This window comes from Paraburkholderia domus, assembly GCF_905220705.1.
Classification (GTDB): Bacteria; Pseudomonadota; Gammaproteobacteria; order Burkholderiales; family Burkholderiaceae; genus Paraburkholderia; species Paraburkholderia domus.
Genome location: NZ_CAJNAT010000038.1, coordinates 17,117 through 34,345 on the forward strand (window position 1 = coordinate 17,117; position 17,229 = coordinate 34,345).

The 17,229-nt window shown below is 60.7% G+C and carries 17 protein-coding genes and 1 riboswitch; of the genes, 16 read left to right on the forward strand and 1 reads right to left on the reverse strand.

Annotated features, from left to right (window positions below; genetic code table 11):
* Nucleotides 1-63: 63 nt before the first annotated feature.
* The 9 genes from KHO31_RS34770 (at nt 64) to KHO31_RS34810 (ending at nt 9,534) form a co-directional block, all read left to right on the forward strand.
* A complete protein-coding gene (locus KHO31_RS34770) occupies nt 64-1,011 on the forward strand; it encodes a respiratory chain complex I subunit 1 family protein (RefSeq protein WP_201083218.1) in 948 nt (315 codons plus the stop codon).
* A gap of 6 nt (nt 1,012-1,017) precedes the next feature.
* On the forward strand, nt 1,018-1,698 hold the full coding sequence (locus KHO31_RS34775) for a hydrogenase (RefSeq protein ID WP_201083217.1): 681 nt from the start codon (nt 1,018-1,020) through the stop codon (nt 1,696-1,698).
* A gap of 2 nt (nt 1,699-1,700) precedes the next feature.
* Nucleotides 1,701-3,173 (forward strand): hydrogenase 4 subunit F, encoded by a 1,473-nt coding sequence (locus KHO31_RS34780; RefSeq protein WP_201083215.1) that lies wholly within the window; start codon nt 1,701-1,703, stop codon nt 3,171-3,173.
* On the forward strand, nt 3,170-4,657 hold the full coding sequence (locus KHO31_RS34785) for a hydrogenase large subunit (protein ID WP_211625452.1): 1,488 nt from the start codon (nt 3,170-3,172) through the stop codon (nt 4,655-4,657). Before KHO31_RS34780 ends, KHO31_RS34785 begins: the two co-directional genes overlap by 4 nt.
* Nucleotides 4,658-4,669: 12 nt before the next feature.
* Entirely contained in the window at nt 4,670-5,479 is an 810-nt protein-coding gene (gene nuoB / locus KHO31_RS34790) for an NADH-quinone oxidoreductase subunit NuoB (RefSeq protein WP_201083211.1), read from the forward strand.
* Nucleotides 5,469-7,460 carry a proton-conducting transporter transmembrane domain-containing protein gene (locus KHO31_RS34795; RefSeq protein WP_201083209.1) on the forward strand — a complete coding sequence of 664 codons (1,992 nt, stop codon included), beginning with the start codon at nt 5,469-5,471 and terminating at the stop codon, nt 7,458-7,460. Before nuoB ends, KHO31_RS34795 begins: the two co-directional genes overlap by 11 nt.
* A gap of 60 nt (nt 7,461-7,520) precedes the next feature.
* Nucleotides 7,521-7,587, forward strand: a riboswitch (Fluoride riboswitch).
* 76 nt (nt 7,588-7,663) lie between these two features.
* The gene (locus KHO31_RS34800) at nt 7,664-8,974 is read left to right on the forward strand and encodes a voltage-gated chloride channel family protein (RefSeq protein WP_201083207.1); all 1,311 of its coding nucleotides are present in this window, start codon (nt 7,664-7,666) and stop codon (nt 8,972-8,974) included.
* 28 nt (nt 8,975-9,002) lie between these two features.
* On the forward strand, nt 9,003-9,341 hold the full coding sequence (locus KHO31_RS34805) for a DUF190 domain-containing protein (protein ID WP_201083205.1): 339 nt from the start codon (nt 9,003-9,005) through the stop codon (nt 9,339-9,341).
* Between the two features lie 37 nt (nt 9,342-9,378).
* Entirely contained in the window at nt 9,379-9,534 is a 156-nt protein-coding gene (locus KHO31_RS34810) for a hypothetical protein (RefSeq protein WP_201083204.1), read from the forward strand.
* Between the two features lie 60 nt (nt 9,535-9,594).
* Here KHO31_RS34810 and KHO31_RS39925 read toward each other — a convergent pair whose 3' ends face one another.
* Nucleotides 9,595-10,482, reverse strand: a complete 888-nt coding sequence (locus KHO31_RS39925; protein ID WP_328822641.1) for a hypothetical protein — start codon at nt 10,480-10,482, stop codon at nt 9,595-9,597.
* A 52-nt stretch (nt 10,483-10,534) separates the two neighbouring features.
* On the opposite strand from KHO31_RS39925, the gene KHO31_RS39930 reads away from it, so the two are divergent.
* From KHO31_RS39930 to KHO31_RS39605, 7 genes are all read left to right on the forward strand, one after another.
* Nucleotides 10,535-10,942 (forward strand): MFS transporter, encoded by a 408-nt coding sequence (locus tag KHO31_RS39930; RefSeq protein WP_328822639.1) that lies wholly within the window; start codon nt 10,535-10,537, stop codon nt 10,940-10,942.
* Nucleotides 10,943-11,405: 463 nt separating this feature from the next.
* On the forward strand, nt 11,406-12,536 hold the full coding sequence (locus tag KHO31_RS34825; RefSeq protein ID WP_236071659.1) for a hypothetical protein: 1,131 nt from the start codon (nt 11,406-11,408) through the stop codon (nt 12,534-12,536).
* Nucleotides 12,482-12,784 carry a tyrosine-type recombinase/integrase gene (locus KHO31_RS39595; protein ID WP_236071655.1) on the forward strand — a complete coding sequence of 101 codons (303 nt, stop codon included), beginning with the start codon at nt 12,482-12,484 and terminating at the stop codon, nt 12,782-12,784. Before KHO31_RS34825 ends, KHO31_RS39595 begins: the two co-directional genes overlap by 55 nt.
* 31 nt (nt 12,785-12,815) lie before the next feature.
* Nucleotides 12,816-15,215, forward strand: a complete 2,400-nt coding sequence (gmtZ, locus tag KHO31_RS34830; protein WP_456238765.1) for a gamma-mobile-trio integrase GmtZ — start codon at nt 12,816-12,818, stop codon at nt 15,213-15,215.
* 209 nt (nt 15,216-15,424) lie between these two features.
* Nucleotides 15,425-16,084, forward strand: coding sequence for a gamma-mobile-trio protein GmtX (gene gmtX / locus KHO31_RS34835; protein WP_201083197.1), 660 nt, complete (start codon nt 15,425-15,427; stop codon nt 16,082-16,084).
* A gap of 264 nt (nt 16,085-16,348) precedes the next feature.
* Nucleotides 16,349-16,663 carry a hypothetical protein gene (locus KHO31_RS34840; protein ID WP_201083195.1) on the forward strand — a complete coding sequence of 105 codons (315 nt, stop codon included), beginning with the start codon at nt 16,349-16,351 and terminating at the stop codon, nt 16,661-16,663.
* Nucleotides 16,664-17,009: 346 nt separating this feature from the next.
* Nucleotides 17,010-17,228: a hypothetical protein gene (locus KHO31_RS39605; protein ID WP_201083189.1), complete on the forward strand. Its 219-nt coding sequence runs from the start codon at nt 17,010-17,012 to the stop codon at nt 17,226-17,228.
* The last annotated feature ends 1 nt before the right edge of the window (nt 17,229 follow it).

Below are 17,229 nucleotides of genomic sequence, written 5' to 3' on the forward strand. Positions count from 1 at the left end.
CGCGGGCGTTGAAATCCGGTCCCAAGGTGTCGTTCAGCAACCCTTCGTCTTCACGGAGGGGGCATGAACGCGCACGACGTCGCCCTCCAGATTGCCCAGGTGGTGACCATCATCGCACTGTCACCGCTTCTACAAGGCGTCATCCTGCAATGGGAGGAGCGTGTGCAACGCGCACGCGGCCCTGGCATCTTCCAACCCTATCGAGACCTGTGGAAACTCTTCCACAAGCAACTCGTCGTGCCGAACTCCGCTTCGTGGATTTACTGGACTGCACCGGTCGTCGCGTTCACCTGCATGCTCACGGTACCGATCCTCATCCCGGTGCTCACCGACTTTCCACTGCCGCTTTCCGACATGGGCGACATCCTTGGCGGCGGCCTCATCCTGACATTCGGGTCGTTTGCGGTCGTGTTGGCGGGTCTGGATTCGGGAAGCGCCTATGGCGGCATTGGCTCAAGCCGCTCGGTGATGCTCGGCATTCTCGCGGAGCCCACGCTGATCCTCGTGCTGGTCGGCATCACGCTGCTCGCCAAAGCCATGCTGCCGTTCGTCGTGAACCATCTGCTTGTGGCACAGCCATCCGTGTACTGGAGTCCGGCACACCTGTTTCTCGTCTTCGCGTTTTTCGTCCTGCTGCTGGTTGAGACGGACCGCTTGCCGATCCACTCGAGCACGCACATCGAGGTGTACATGATCGACGAGGCGCGCATCCTCGAGTACTCGGGACCGCTTCTGGCGCTGCTCAAATGGGCGTCGATGATGAAGCAGTTCATTCTCTACACCATTTTCTGCAACGTGCTGACCCTCCCGTGGGGACTATCGCAACACGGCACAGCGCTGGGTGCATTAGGTGCGGCGATCGGTCTTTTCCTGCGTATGTTGCTGGTCGTGCTCGTCGTTGTTGTTGTCGAGACGGCGCAATCCAGGTTGCGCTTCTTCCGGTATCAGGAGCCACTTGCGGCGTCGTTCATGCTGGCGGTGCTTGCGATCGCCGCCAACCAGCTTCGGTGACATGTCATGCTGCTCGCCCACCTGAGTCCGCTCGCCGCATCGCTCTTCAGCCTGCTGGCGATCGGCAGCCTGCTGCTTGCGTTTGTGATGCTGGGCTCGCGCTGGCTGAAGGACTACCTGCTCGCGTTCATGGCCGAGTCGTGGCTGATCGCGGCGCTCTCCGGCGCGGTGGGCTACTACGGCAACTACCACGAACTGTATCTGATCGCGCTTTTAACCGCGTTTTTTCGGGGCCTGGTGCTGCCTTATCTGATCTGGCGAATCATCGTCCGGCTGGAAGTCGAGCGGGAGTTGCATGTGATCCTGCAGCCAAGCTCAAGCATCGTGCTGGGTGCGCTGCTGGTGCTCTTCGCCTTTGTCGTGTCGAACCATCTGGGCAACGCGCTGGGCCTGGGCGGCACGGTAGTGGTGCTGGCGCTCACCGTGATGCTCTCGATGAAGCTCATCGGCTTTCTGATGTTGGCGGTGCGCCATGAGGCAATCAGTCAGGTGCTGGGCCTCCTGATCCTGGAGAACGGGATATTCCTGGGTTCCCAGATTCTCGTGCCGGGGATGCCGATGCTGATCGAACTGGTGTTGCTGTTCGATCTGCTCGTGATCGTCGTGAGCTTCGGCGTACTGGTTCGCTATCTGGTCGCGCACGTCGGCAGTACGAGCAGCCGGGAACTCAGACGGCTGGTGGGGTGACCATGATCGAAACATGGAGCGTCGTGATCGTCGTTGCGCCGGTTGTCGCGGCAGCAATCTGCGCGGCGAGCCGGCGCGCGCGCGTCGCTGAGTATGCGAATCTCGCCGCATCGATTGTCTGCGTGGCCGCGGCGGCGACGCTCGTCTGCACGGTCAGGGACGGACATCGCTTTCTGCACGACTACGTTGTGGTCGATGCGCTGGCCGCCTGGACCTTGGTTTGCACGGCGCTCGTGTATTGCCTAGCTTCGATCTATGCGGTTGGCTATATGCGGTTGCTAGCGGAGGACCGTGAGCGCCTGCCGAACTTCTATGCGCTTTTCGCCCTGTTCGCGGCGACAATGATCTGCGGACCGATCATGAACAATATCGGTGTCTACTGGATTGCGATCGAGCTGACCACGCTCGTTAGCACCTTTCTCGTAGGCTTCGAGCGCGGCAAGGAAGCGATCGAAGCGGCATGGAAGTACATCATCGTCGTTTCCGCGGGCATCAGCCTCGCGTTGCTCGGGACGGTGCTGTTCTACTGGGCCGGCAGTCTCGTCATCGGTCCGACCTACGATATGACGTGGGACGCACTGCGCCATGCAGCGCCGAACATGAATCCCGCGCTCACACAGATGGCGTTCCTGCTCGTCCTGGTCGGCTATGGCACCAAGGCGGGCCTCGCACCGATGCATACATGGCTGCCGGATGCGCACAGTGAGGGGCCGGCGCCTGTGTCCGCCATGCTCTCCGGCGCGCTGCTGAATACGGCGATGCTTGGCGTCGCGCGCTTCCTGACGATCACCGACGCGGCCAGTTCCTCGCTGCTGCCGCGTACCGTGCTGGTTGCGTTCGGCACGTTTTCGCTCTTTGTGGCCGCGCTGTTCATTGTGCGTCAGGAAGGCGTCAAGCGGTTGATGGCGTATTCCAGCGTCGAGCATATGGGCGTGCTGGCGCTGGGACTAGGATTCGGCGGCCCGCTCGCGATTGCTGCGGTGCTGTATCACATGCTCAACCATTCGCTGAACAAGTCGTTAATGTTCTTCGGTGCCGGAAACGTGATGCGCGTGTTCGACACCAAGGACATGGGCGAAATCCGCCACGTATGGGAGCGCTTTCCTGTCACGGGCGCACTGTGGCTGGCCGGCGCAGTGGCGATCACGGGAGCGCCGCCGTTCGGTTTGTTTCTAAGCGAACTGACGTTGTTGCGTGCAGGGATGGCGAGCTCGAACGTTTGGGCCGTGATCGTGATGTTGCTACTGCTGATCGTGATCTTCATCGGCTTTCTCAACCACTTCAGGGCCATGTACTTCGAAGCCCAGCCCGTGGGCGAGGTGTGGGTCAAGCGCGCGGTGAACGTCAGCGCATGGATGACGGTTCCGATGTGGCTCGCCTTTGTGCCGGTACTGGTCCTCGGTGTGTGGTGGCCGCAAGACCTGTGGCGTTTCTTTGAAATGGTTGCCGCGGATCTGGGAGGGCAGACGCGATGAACAACTGCGCGCTCAAGGAAGTCACGCTTGCCGGACTCGGCGCGGCCGCCGACGATCTGCTCGGCCACGGAGGGCGCATGCAGGCCGCGTACGCGTGGTTTCCTCGCCCGGACGCGCCGGAATTGCGCTATATCGCGACGGCACCTGGCCGGCGCGAGTTCGTGAGCTGGCGCATCGAAACGGGCAACGCGCCGGTTCCCAGTCTTGCCAGTAGGTGCCCGCTGCTCGGCTGGTATGAGCGCGAGATCATGGAAATGAGCGGTGTCGCGTTTGCCGGACATCCGGAACCCGAACGCCTCGTCACCGCATTTTTGCCGCCGACGCAGCGTGGCCCGCTCGAACCGGCGGATGCGGCGCAGGCGAGCGTCGCGGGCTCACTTCCCGCCCCGACACTGCCGCAAGTATCAGGCAAGCACGTCCAGTTATTGCCGTTTGGTCCCGTGCGCGCCGATGTCGTCGAGTCGGCCCAGTTCATCTTCTACTACGTTGGTGAGGGCATTCTCCACTATCACCCGAATCTGTTCCTCAAACATCGCGGGATGGAAAAGCAGTTCGAGGGAATGGACATCGAACAGGGTGTTCTGCTGGCGGAGCGCGTTGCGGGCATCGATAGCGTCGCGCATGCGCTCGCGTATGCGCAGGCGGTCGAAGACGCCGTAGGCTGCATCGTGCCCCCTCGCGCACGTTGGCTTCGCGTGATCGTGGCGGAGCTTGAGCGCATCTACAACCACTTGCATTACCTCGGCCAATTGTGCCACTCGACCACGCTGAAGGTCGGCGAGGCCCAGGGCAAGCTGCTTGAGGAGCGTGCCAAGCAAATGAATGCGCTGGCCTGCGGGAGCCGCTTCTTGCGCAGCATTGTGTGGCCCGGCGGCGTACGCCGCGATCTGGACGTGGTGGCGATTGCCGGGGGCGTCGCAGCGCTCCGACCCGAACTGGAGCGGTATGTCGACCTGATCGAGCGGACCACCAGCCATCTCGATCGGCTCATTTCCACGGCACCGCTCAGTCAGCAACTCGCCTTCGATCAGGGCGCGACTGGACCGGTCGAACGGGCATCAGGTGTCGACCGGGACCTCAGGCGGGATCACCCTTATGCCGCATACGATGAACTGCCGCCCGCTGTCGCGACCCGGAGCGAGGGTGACGCGTTTGCCCGGATGAAGGTGCGGATCGCGGAACTCCGGACGAGTCTGGTGCTGCTCGACGATGCGATCATGCGCGGCATTCCCGCCGGACCACTCCTCGAGCCCTGCCGCTACGCGCCGAACGCCGAGGGGCTCGGCTGGGCTGAGTCGTCACGGGGCACCGTGCTCTATGCGCTGCATTTCGGTGACAGGTCACGCATTGCACGAGCGAAGATCAAGTCGCCGTCGTTTTCCAACTGGCGAGTGTTTCCCTTCACCGTACACGACAGCAACATGATGGACTATGCGATCAACGAAGCGAGTTTCGGTTTGACCATTTCGGGTTGCGCGCGATAGGACGGAGCGACTATGTCTCTATGGACCTGGTTTGGGCTGACGAGCGGCAGCGCAAGTACCGAATGGCCGCTCAAGGGCGATGCGCACGGTCAGCAGGGCGTGCTCGGCATGCCGCGTTACGATCCGGCCAGGTGCCAGGAGGGTTGCGATGCCTGCGCCAAGGCGTGCGTCACGCACGCGATCGCCTTTTCTCCCGAGCGGGGAGTGCACGTCGCTCCGGAGGTGGACTGGGGCCGCTGTATCGTCTGCCAGCGCTGTACCGAAGTGTGTCCCACAGGCGCCTTCTCGCCATCGGCGGACTGGGCGGTTGGCGTGGCGAACCGGGACGACCTTGTGTGGGACGAGGAGATGGCTTCGCGTGTGCCACGCGAGGTGGTCGAACGGACTCGTCGCACATTCCGCCGCAGTCTGCATATCCGGCACGTCGACGCCGGATCGTGCAATGGCTGCGAATCGGAACTTCAGGCATTGAACAATCCGTTCTACAACCTGCACCGGCTTGGCATCTTCTTCACGGCGTCACCGCGCGCGGCCGATGTCCTGCTTGTCACCGGGCCGGTGACGCATGCGATGCGTGCGCCGCTGCTGGCAACGTATGAGGCGATGCCCGATCCGAAGTGGGTCATCGCCACCGGAACGTGTGCCGTGTCGGGCGGCGTCACAGGTGGCAATTACGCGTGCGGCAGCGGCCTCGACGGAGTCTTGCCGGTCGACGTCTACCTGCCGGGTTGTCCGCCTAATCCTGCCGCGATCATTCATGCGTTGCTGTTGATAGTCGGTCGTGCGGAGCAACGGATGCGAGGAGGGCAGCTTGAGCGTTGACCTGATTCTGGCGGCGAGCGTCCTGTGGCTCGCCACCGCAGTCCTATCGCCGATGTGCTCAGCCCGGGCATTGCCCAGATATTTGCTGAGCGCCGGCTGCGTGCTGGGCGTCGCTGCGTGTCTGATCGCTTTGCCCACCGCAACCCCCCGCATTGAATTTCCGTTTGCACTCGCTTCGCAGCGCATCGCCTTCGCGCTCGACCCCGCCGCGCTCTGGCTGCTCGGCTTCGGTCTGGTACCGGCGATCTTCGCCTGCTGGCTTGGCTCGCCCCTCTCGGGCCGTTCTGGCACGTGGTGGGCGGGGGCATCGCTGAGCCTGCTCGGCGCACTGGGTGTGTTCGGTCTGCAGGACGGTATGTCGATGCTCGTCGCGTGGGAGGTGATGAGCCTGGGGGGAGCGGTGATGCTCGCCGGCGAGCGCGCGCGTGAAGCCGATGGCAAACCCGTGCTGCTCATGCTCGCGCTGCTCGAGGTGGGCGCGATTGCACTGGTCTTCGCGATTCTGCTACTCGACCACGCGTCGGCCACCATCGGCTTCGGCGCATTCAGCGCCCATGCGCCGCAGACGTCAGCGCTTCTGTCGTGGGCGGCCGGTATCGCGCTGCTTATCGGCTTCGGCGCGAAGCTCGGCCTCATCCCTTTCTACGAGTGGTTTCCGCGTGCGTACTCAAGCGGCAGTGGTGCGACGGGCGTGCTGTTCTCTGGTGTCGTACTCAACGCGGCCTATTTCGCGCTGAGCCGTGGCTGGAACAGCTGGCTGGGCGTCGCCAACGATAGCGGCACGGCGTTCGGGCTCGGCGTGGTCGCGATCGCGATCGGCGTTGTCAGCGCGGTGCTGGCGATCCTGTTCGCTTTCCAGCAGGACGACTGGCGAGCGCTGCTCAGCTACTCGTCGGCGGAGAACGCGTCGGTCGCGGTGGCGATGCTCGGCGTGACACAACTCTTTCGCAGCGACCATTTGAATGATCTCGCCGGCCTCGCGTGGACAGTTGCGTTGTTGCATCTCGCCGGCCATGCGCTCGCCAAAGGCGCGCTCTTTCTGGTCGCCGACGGCATCCAGGCGTCGACGGGCAATTACGACATTGTGCCGCGCGGCTGGATCAGGAACAGTGGCTTCATGCTGGGTCTTGGCGCACTTTTCGCGGTGATGAGTCTGGCGTCGATTCCCCCGCAGGCGGGGTTTGTCAGCGAGTGGTACGTGTTCCAGTCGGTGTTTCAAGGCTTTCACTTATCGGCTTTCACCGGGCGTCTTGCGCTGGTGCTGGCTGGTGCGGGCCTCGCACTCGCTGCGGCGGTGGCACTGGCGACGTTCGTCAAGCTGTTCGGGCTGGGGCTGTTGGGAATGCCGGACCCGGACTATCAACGTCCGGTGCCCCGGCGAAGCGCTGTGGCCGTCGGCGTGCTGGGACTTTGCGTGCTTGCGGTGGCCGTCGGTGCGCCGTTGTGGCTCAACGCGCTGGCGAGCGGAGCCCAGACACTGTTTCAGGCCAACAGTCCCCAGGCAATGGTATCGGGATGGCTGCTGGTGCCCCTGACCGACAAGTTTGCCTTTATCTCGCCGTCGAAGCTCATCATCGCGATGCCGTTGCTGGCGCTCATCCCGCTCGCACTGTTGCGGCTCACGAGGGCGCGTCCGGTGCGGCGCACGGCGGTCTGGTTTGGCGGCATGACCTCGCATGGCCGTGACGCGATGACTACGCCGCTGACGTTCTCGAATGCGATGCGCACGTTCTACAGCTTCGTATATCAGCCGACCATGAGCACCGAGCGCGAACATGAGCAGCGCGAGTACTTCATCAAGCGACTGGTGTTTTCCGAGGGGGTGACTGACCTGTTCGAGCGGCATCTCTTCGAGCCCGCAATCCGGATCGTAACGTGGTGTGCCGACAGGCTGCGCGCATTACAGTCCGGCAATCTGAACTTCTACCTCGCACTGATCGGCGGTCTGCTGGTGGCGATACTGGCATTGACACTCGTATAGCCTGCTTTGAGCGGACGATTGCGTAATTCTTGCGCAACGCGGCGTTCCTCGATTAAAATCACGCCCGCTGGAGATGGCATTCCTCCAAACAACCGCCGATCCCCCGGCTGATGATGCCTACGAATTCCTGAGTGCAGGAGGTCGTAGGCCGTCCACGCGACGTCCTGTCGCTCAGGTTTGATGTTCTATCGAACCTGAAAATCATGAAACATCTCAAGTCTGTCGAGCAGTTCGCCATGGTGCCGTATCTCGCGCGCTGGCTGCTGCTTTCAAGCGTGTTGGGCACCCTGGCCGGCTCCGCCTCCGCGCTTTTTCTCTTTGCGCTGGATCGCGCAACCGATACCCGAATGGACCACCCCTGGATCATCTGGCTGCTTCCATTCGCGGGGTTCCTGACCGGCTGGGTCTACCACCGCGTTGGCAAGAGTGTCGAGGGCGGCAGCAACCTGCTAATCGACGAGATTCACGATCCGCAGAAGATCGTGCCCAAGCGCATGGCGCCGCTTGTGCTGGTGGCCACCGTGATTACCCACCTGTTTGGTGGCTCGGCTGGCCGCGAAGGCACAGCGGTCCAGATGGGCGGGGCGTTGGCCGATCGTGTCACGCAACTCTTTGGCCTCGGGCGCGAGGAGCGTCGCATTCTGCTGATGGGCGGCATCGCGGCGGGCTTTTCGTCGATCTTCGGCACGCCGCTCGCGGGGGCGATTTTCGGTCTTGAAGTGCTCGCAATCGGCCGGCTGCGCTACGACGCGTTGTTCGCCTGTCTCGCGTCGTCCGTGATGGCTGACGTGGTGTGCCGCCTATGGGGTATTCACCACACTGTCTACACGGTCCCGTTTGTGCCGGCCCTCACGGCGCTTGGGATTGGATCCGCGATCGTCGCAGGAATGGCCTTTGGTGTGGTCGGGATGCTCTTTGCCGATTCGACGCACGCATTGTCGGCGCTCATCAAGCGCAAGATCGCCTACGCGCCGGTTCGGCCGCTGATCGGTGGCGCTATCGTGGCAGTCGTCGCTACGATCTTCAATGTTCCGCAATTCCTGGGCCTTGGCATTCCGACCATCGTCCAAGCCTTCACCGGTTCGCTGCCGGTGTATGACTTCGTGGGTAAGTTCGGCTTTACTGTGGTGACGCTCGCGTCCGGGTTCAAAGGAGGAGAGGTGACGCCGCTCTTCTATATCGGCGCGACGCTGGGCAATGCGCTGGGCCACGTGCTGGCGTTGCCGGTGCCGGTGCTCGCGGGGCTCGGTTTTGTTGCGGTGTTTGCCGGCGCGGCGAATACCCCGATCGCGTCGACTGTGATGGCGATTGAACTCTTTGGCCCGCAGATTGGTGTGTACGCCGCATTGGCCTGTGTCGTCAGCTATCTCTTCTCCGGGCACACGGGCATCTATCGTGCGCAACGGGTCGGCCATGCCAAACACCCACTCCTGCCTGCCGGCATGCGCTTGGCCGAGATTCCCGCTTTGCGTCGCGCAGCCCGCAAGTCCGCGACCGCTTCCGCGCAATCCTGAGCACTTTGAACTCTCGCTGATTGACATCATGACCAAGCTGATTTCGCTTCGACTGTATTTTCACCACTCCGAACGTGCCCGTCCGACGCGTTTCTGGCATCGGGTGTCGCGCCCAAGTCTCGCTTCGCATTTACTTCGCCGCGCGAAGAATGCCGGCATCGAGCAGGCGCTACTGCATCGTGTCCATGCGGGTTACCTCAAAGGCGACCGGCTCCATCACGAACACATCGAGGTTGCGCATCACCGTTTCCCTCACTGCATCGAGCTCATTGACCTGGAGGCCAAAGTGCGTGACTTCTGGCATGTACATGGCAAGGGGCTCGACAATGTCCGGGCGATTTTCCTGCCGTGTGAAATACCGACGTAAGTGACCTGACCGACAGACCGCACCATCGGAGTCGACGATGAACGCACAAACCAGGCTGCGCCTGACGGGCGAGTTCTCTCTGCTGGGGTTCGCGTTAGTGGCGACCGAGGCAATGGCCTGGGTCCTGTCCATTGTCGTGAATGCCGTCTACGAAAGCGTTCCGCTCTTCTGGTTCGGGCGTTCGGCCTCTTGACGATGCCGTTTGTCATTGCCTGGATGCGAGCGGACGCTGCGCGGGCCTATGAGACCGCGGTCAGGCTGCGCTTTGTGGCCTTGGAGGGGGAACCGGCGCACGTGGTCTCGATCGCAAACGATTGTCCCAAACGCTGGTGGGTGTTGCTACATATACGGCTTCATCCGGATGTGATCGCAGCGGACGACCGTTGAGCCGGGCAATGGCTCTCTGGGAGGTGGCATGGCAAATCAGACGATAAGCCCCGGAAGTCGGCGAGCGATGCGCTTTGTTCTGCTGGTAGGTATCCTCAGCTTCTTCGCCGATTTCACGTACGAAGGCGCGCGCAGTATTCTGGGGCCTTTCCTCGAGGCCGCGGGCGCATCGGCAACAATCATCGGGATCGTCGTCGGCTTTGGCGAGCTCCTCGGCTATGGCCTGCGTGTTGTCTCGGGAGTTGTCGCCGACACGACACGACAATTCTGGCCGATCACGATCTTTGGCTACATCGTCCAGATGGTCGCGGTGCCTGCGCTCGCGTTGACACACAGCTGGCAGGCGGCAGCGTGTCTGATCATCCTGGAACGCGTCGGCAAGGCAATACGCAATCCACCTCGTGACGTGATGCTCTCGAGTGCCGCGCAACGCATCGGCGGATATGGATGGGCTTTCGGCATTCACGAAGCCTGTGACCAGTTCGGTGCGATGGTGGGGCCGCTCGTTGTCGCGGCGGTCCTCGCCACCCGCGGCGACTACCGGCTGGCGTTTGCCGTCCTCGCCGTGCCTGCCGTGATCAATCTGTGTTTTCTCACGGTGGCGCGTCTGGTCTTTCCCCGTCCCGAGGACATGGAGCCGCGCGCGGCGAATGAAGCAAGTGCTGGTAGCTTCCCGGCACTTTACTGGGTCTACCTCGGCGGTGCAGGTCTCGTCGCGGCAGGCTTTGCCGACTATCCGCTGATCGCCTATCACTGGGTCAAACACCAGACGCTGGCAACGGATCCCGATCTTCTATGGTGTGGCGATGGCTGTAAGCGGCGGAGCGTCGTTAGCGCTCGGCCGCCTGTTCGACCGGTACGGCTTCAAGGTGCTGATCGGGTTGACGGGCGTCTCGCTACTCTTCGCGCCGCTTGTGTTTCTCGGTGGACATTTCGGTCTGGCGATTCTTGGCGCAGCGCTGTGGGGGATGGGCATGGGCGTGCATGAGTCGATCATCCCTGCTGCGGTCGCGCCAATGGTTGCGCCGTCGAAAAGAGCCTCGGCGTTCGGTACGTTCACCGCGGTGTACGGGGTCTGCTGGTTCGCGGGCAGCGCTCTCATTGGCTGGATCTACGATCAGTCGGTGATCGGGGCCGTCGCATTCTGTGTGATTACACAAGCGATGGCGATACCGGTCTTTGCCTGGGTGAGTTGGCATCGCGAGAAGGGTTAAGCGGCGCACTGAATCATTGGAGATAACACATCGCCAGCGAGCGCGTCACGCGACGGCGGCTCCATGCGACGTCTCGGCGAATATGGCTGACCCCTCTATTGCGACGCGAATGAAGTGCCGAAGTCGCCTGCGGTCCGGTACGACAACGAAAACGGCCGTTCGCGAGCGAGCGATTAGAGGTCGAACTGGGACATCGAGTCGGTTGAAGTCGCTCGGACATTGGTCATTCCTGCCTTGATGGTAAGCCTACTTTGCACAGCAGGGCTTCGTGAGAATTGGTCGAAGCGAGGCGCCATTGCCGCTCTGGGCGTCCAACCAGTTCATTAGCGTCTGCCCGAGCTCTGCGACTGCTGTGCTGAAAAGGCTTTAGCCAGCCCAGGACGCCCCGGACGTGTTCCCGATAGCGACCCTCAACGTGGTGACTTAATGCGTGCGTAGGATGTTTGTTTTTTTCCGTCGAGCCATGTTCGTCAGCATCAAAGCACGGGTCCTTACGGACGAAACCAACGTCTACGCCGAGATTCCCGCGCTTCTTACCGCGTCAGGGATTCTTGAACCGATGATCGACTACTTCCTGCACCGGAGCCATGATCGGAGTCTGGAATGGATGCGGAAGGTCACGCGGTCCATTCGTCTTTTTCTCGAATACCTCCAGGTCAATCCGACCGAGCGCGATCCCCATCGCCTGTTTCAGAATTTCGCGCAGCGCCTGTACACGGGCACCTTCAATCGCGAAACCGACATTGACACCACTGGGCTTTGCTGGCCGCCACGTTCGCCGCACGACGCGGCGCGCATCGTTACTCACTTGACCGACTTCTTCAATTGGCTAGGGGAGCTTCGCCCCGAAGCGTCGAAGGTCAATCCACGATATGCCGGCGGGGCCTTCGATCGGCAGACCGATGAAGCCGCTTACCAGTACCGCAGAAGCAAAGCGTTTCTCGGGCATACATGGGCGTCAAACGCGACTCCGCGGTCGACAGGCTATCGGCTTCGTTATCGACGACTGCCTAAAGTTGCTCAAGGCGAACCGCCAGCATTTTCTGAGGACCGCTTTGAAGAATTGCTGTTCAAGGGCTTTCGTACCGATGATCACTACGACTACCGCGGCATCCTGATTACTTTGCTGCTACATGGTGCGGGATTTCGTGAGTCGGAACCGTTCCATATCTACGTCCAGGACGTATTTCCCGATCCCGCAAACGTTCGACAGGCCACGGTCCTCATTCACCACCCACATTACGGAGCCGCACCGTCCGACTGGTGCGGCGAGCTGGGACGCCCGAGAAAATCGAATCGGGCCGAATATCTCGCCCAACGCTTCGGCCTGGTGCCCCGCACCGATCTGATGGACCGCCGGCATGCGGGCTGGAAAGGGGTATGCATGACGGCCCTTACTACAAACAGGCGTACTGGTTCATACCGGAATACGGCAAGTTGTTTCTCGAGTTATGGCACTGCTATCTCAAACAGGTCGCGCGTTTTGAAAGGGCGCATCCGTTCGCCTTCGTCAACATTAAGCGCGAGCCGTTCGGCGCGATGTATACGCTCACCCAGTACAACAAGGCTCACGCAGCCGCGTGCAAACGCATAGGCCTCAACGTCGGAAAGGCACTCGGCACGACGCCTCACGGGCACCGACACGCCTATGGACAGCGCTTGAAGCGCGCTGGAATCGAGAAGCCACTGATCCGCCGCTTCATGCATCACTCGTCCATCGAAAGCCAGGAAATCTACACACAGCCCAGTACTCGCGACGCCAGAATTGCACTTGAGGCGGCCGCGCTGCGGCTGCGGGGAGACCAACCCGAGTTCCTGTCGCAATTCGGTCCGTTCGTCTGACCAGCCTTCCCATAACGATCGAGCGATTTCCATGTATAAAACTTCCCCAACCAAACGCAAGGGGCGTCGTAAGGCAGCGAGGACCGAGCGCAGTCTGCGGCGTGACTCAGATTCAACGCTGACATGGATGGACGAATTCTATCCAGAACTCGCTGCCTGGCGTGTTCTGGCGTTAGAGTGGCTAAGTGGCGAAACACATAATCTCGGCCACAAACTGCAAGCTCTGTCCCTCTTCTTCGAGCGTTACCTCGTTGTTCAAGGGCTGCCTCTTGACCCGACCGAATTCCTGACGCAAACCACCCACGTCCCCAACTTCCACCAGACAGCCTGCCCGGACTCTCCGTACGGCATCAGCGCAAACAATCTGGTTCACGCTTTCCTGCAATTTGTGCTGTTGCGGCACTTCAGTCACATCGACAAGAACGACAAAGCTGTCGTGATGCCTGCATTTCGAAGCCCGGTGCTTCGCATGTCGAAAAGCGGATTGCCGAAGCGCGATGAAAGCGTGCACTCACCGCTACCATACGGCTATATCGACCAGCTACGGCAAATCCTGGCAGCAGGGCCCCACTTTCGCGACTGGCAATGGGCGCAGGGAGCGCTTGGAAGCAAACTCGGCCACCTCGGTGCCAGCGCTCCTGACTGGCTCACTGTCACCGAAGACCAGATTGATCGCGATGACCCAGATTGCGTCTGGCGTATACGAAAGCTGAGCGGGAACTATCGCGGTGGGCAGGTTTTGCAGATGTGGAGTCCAGTGCGATGGGTTGCCCTGCTCGTCAAACTGATCCTACCGCTGCGCACCTCTCAGGTACGCGTGCTCGACTCCGGGGAAGCGGATACGTGGCGCTACATGTCTGGTCGCCGGGAACCGAACTCGAGTGGGATCGCGCAGGGAAGTACCTCGAGACCCCTGCAACAGGGGGTCTTCCGCCGCATCAGCGATCTCGTCGCCGGCGAGGCACAGTCCGTGGCCCTTTACATCAATACAAACAAGACCGCCGATATCTCAAGGTCCGGGCCTGAGAAGGGCTATGTGTTGCCATGGATTCTTGGCGGGGCGGTTCATCAGAATGTCTTCTACTGGCTCGAGAAACTGCGTGACTGGCAGGAGAAGTACAACCCCATCTCACGCCGGACATCATGGACGGAATTAGATCGTCGCCACATCATCGTCAAAAGCGATGTGCAATTGGCGGGTTACGCTGATGCGTGCTTTCTGTTCAGGTTGCCCGAGTACCCTGCGAATATGCGTCATCTTCCGGTCCAGGACAAGGTACTCGATCTATGCTGGTTTCGCTTGCTGAAAGCTCTCGAGCTGCGCCTGGCTGACCGGGCCGAGACTCACCGCAACGGGGCACCGATACGGCTCCTTCCGCCGCTGGAAGAACAGGTTTCGAGAAGGACCCTGTTCCCGCTGCACAGTCTGCGAGTCTCCCTGATCACTGCGCTGGCGCTCGAAGGCCAGGTGCCGTTTCCGGTGCTGCAAAAACTTGTCGGCCATACTCGCCTGGTTATGACCTTGTACTGCACCAAGCCGGGAGCGACCCATATTCGCGACGTGCTAACCGATGCGAAGGCGCGGCTCGACGCGAATAAAGACGCGAGCATTCAGAATTTTCTGCTCGACACGAAGCATGAGGAGCTTCTGCGAACAGCGATCTGCAACAGTGTACCCAGCGTTGCAAGTATTATCCCGGAGCATCCCGCGGCAAGAAACCCGGTCGGCTGGATGCCGATGCACCACGGCCTCTGTATGGTCGGCGGCAATACCAGTGACTCGGTGGAAAACCGAGCCATAGGTGGTTGTCACAACGGCGGGCCGTTGCTTCTGCCGGGTACCGCTGTCACCAATCCAAAGCACGGTCCTGTTCCCGGGGGCAGTCGCAACTGCGTTCGTTGCCGTTGGTTTCTGACGGAACCGCACTACCTGCCGGCACTTGCGGCGCACTTCAACACGATCGCCTACCATTTCGATGAGGCACGCAACGCTTGCCTCGCGAATGAGAACGCTCTTCTCGAGCTAAAGAAGCAGAAGGCTGATGCCGAGGAAGCGGGCCATGGGTTTCTCCATCTCGATACCTACCGGCAGGCAGAGCGCGTGTGGGAAGGGTCGATGAAGCGATTCAACGACTTCGCTGAGGATTTGGCGGCCTGCTGGCGTCTGATCGAACGCTGTAAGTCTGCGCTCGAGGTGACACGCGACGGAGATACCCAGTTAGTGGCTGTCGGTACCGCTGGTGATGTGCATATCGCGTTTGAGGAGACCGAATCGGAATTGCTGCAACTCGCTGGCGTCTGCGAAAACGTCGAACTCTATCCGGATCTCGATGCTGGCAAGTCCGTATTCCGGCGTAGTCAGTTGCTCGATGCCGTGCTCTATCGCGATGACGTGCCACCCGTGTTCATGATGCTGAGCGAAGATGAGTAACTCCGCGCGGGCAACGCGTTTATGCGTCGTCTCGCACAGCAGGTGAATCCAGCGAATCCGGTGTTGGGACAGCGGCAGGTGATCAATCTGGTGGACGCCGGTGAGAGCTTGAGCGAGCGATTTGGTGTCGATCTCACGTCGCTGTTGCCAAAGGTCAATTCCTCGAGAACGTTTACCCGCAAACCTCGAACGCTCACGGAATCGGAAGCATGAATGACATGACGATCGACCACCCGAACGTCGTTCTAGACAAGCTGCTTGCAAAAGGCGGCCGCTCTCATCGGCGCGCCAAGCTAACGGCGATGCACGAGATTTGTCGCAGGCACCACGAATCAGGGTCATGCGATTTTTCGCTCCCAACCATCGGGCGCCTGGCCGAAGCCGATGGAATCCTGAAAGGGCGCGTCCTCTACAACGTTCAATCGGCCGACTACCGAGTACTGGTAAGCGCCTGGGTGACCTTTGTTGGGCGGCCGGCGCCACAGGCATCGAAGCCTTTGGCAAGCCATGAATACCTGATGCGAATCCATGACCCCGCTATTCGCGCCATCATGCAGACCATCATCGGAGAGCGTGACAAGCTAAGGGCAGAAGTCAACCTGCTGAAGTCCAACACACAAGTCGTTGTGGATCGGCGCCCTCTCGGGGTCCGCGTCGCTGGCGCAGCCACGTTGCCTGGGACGATATTCGGCCACAACGAGCAACTCACGCCATCCGAGCGCGAAGCGCTGCAGAAAGCGGTCTCGGTCGATTTTCTCGAGAAGCAGGGGTTACGAGAGGGGACTCACGGCGAGATCTTAAACGAACGAGGCCGGACGGTGTTCGATATCGGCTTTGCACGCGCTATACGCAAGGTCCTTGGGAACTGACCCACTACCTTTGAAAGGAGCGATGTATTTCGATGTATTGATACATCACAAGGAGAAGTTAGGCGGACGCCATGCCCACAACGCTTTCGGGCCGTCGAGCTACAAACTATGTACCTCCAGGGTAAAGGTCCATAAGGACGGGTGTATTGCTTCCGGAATGGGGGACGGGACAGTCATTGAATTGCACAAATACCTGTATAGATATACAGTACTCTACACGGAAATCCGTAGCGACGAACAGGTACTTTTTTCGGGAGAGGCGAGATGGACATACACGTTCGCAAGTCGGTCAGCCATCCGACGCCGCAAATTGCGGCGTTTGTCGCCGAGATGAAATCTGCGTTTGGCGAGCAGGAAATCGATGAAGCCATTCGTCGTGGGCGAGCCGGGGAGCTGACGTTCCTTGCGTGCGAAAATGGCCGCTCGTTGGGTACCGCAAGTCCGGTGAAAACGGATGTCTGTCGTGTTGATGGCGCTGTGCGTGACCGCCGCTACTGTGACGATTGCGACGGGTCATGCGTCGGAGGGGATGTATCCTGCAGCGACAGGTTGAATCGCATCGCCAAGGAGAAACGATAGTGAAACTGGTTGGCTGCGGGTTGCTCTTACTGGCGTGTACTTCGCCCGCGTTTGCAGGTGAGCGCTACATAGAAATCTGGAATCCGCCCGAAGCTCGAGGTGGATTGCTTCAGGGAGCTGGCGCACCGAAGTCGCTTACGCACAAGCGGCGTGTACCCCATTTGTTAAAAACACGGGCGCATTGCACGCCGACCACCGCCACCAAGCTCGCCGTGAAGCAGGGAACTGCCGGTGCAGGTACGCGACGTACCACTCCTGACGTTTCGGAAATCCCCCGTCTGATAACGCCCGAGGGAAATGTGCTGCGCGTTGATGCTCACGACTCGTATGTTGAGGTCGTGCGCTGATGGAATCGGGAAACTACAAGGGATACCGCATCTTCGGTCACGCCATACTTCAGCAAGTGGATATCCTTTCACCTCAGCGATACGGAGGCAGCGGAACTATTACCCGCGACACAAAGATTGTTGAAGCCTCCGGGATACTCGGTGTTTTTGATACGGAAGAAGAAGCTCAGTTCGCCGGACTAGGCTGGGCACGTGCGTGGGTCGATAACCACGGCTAGT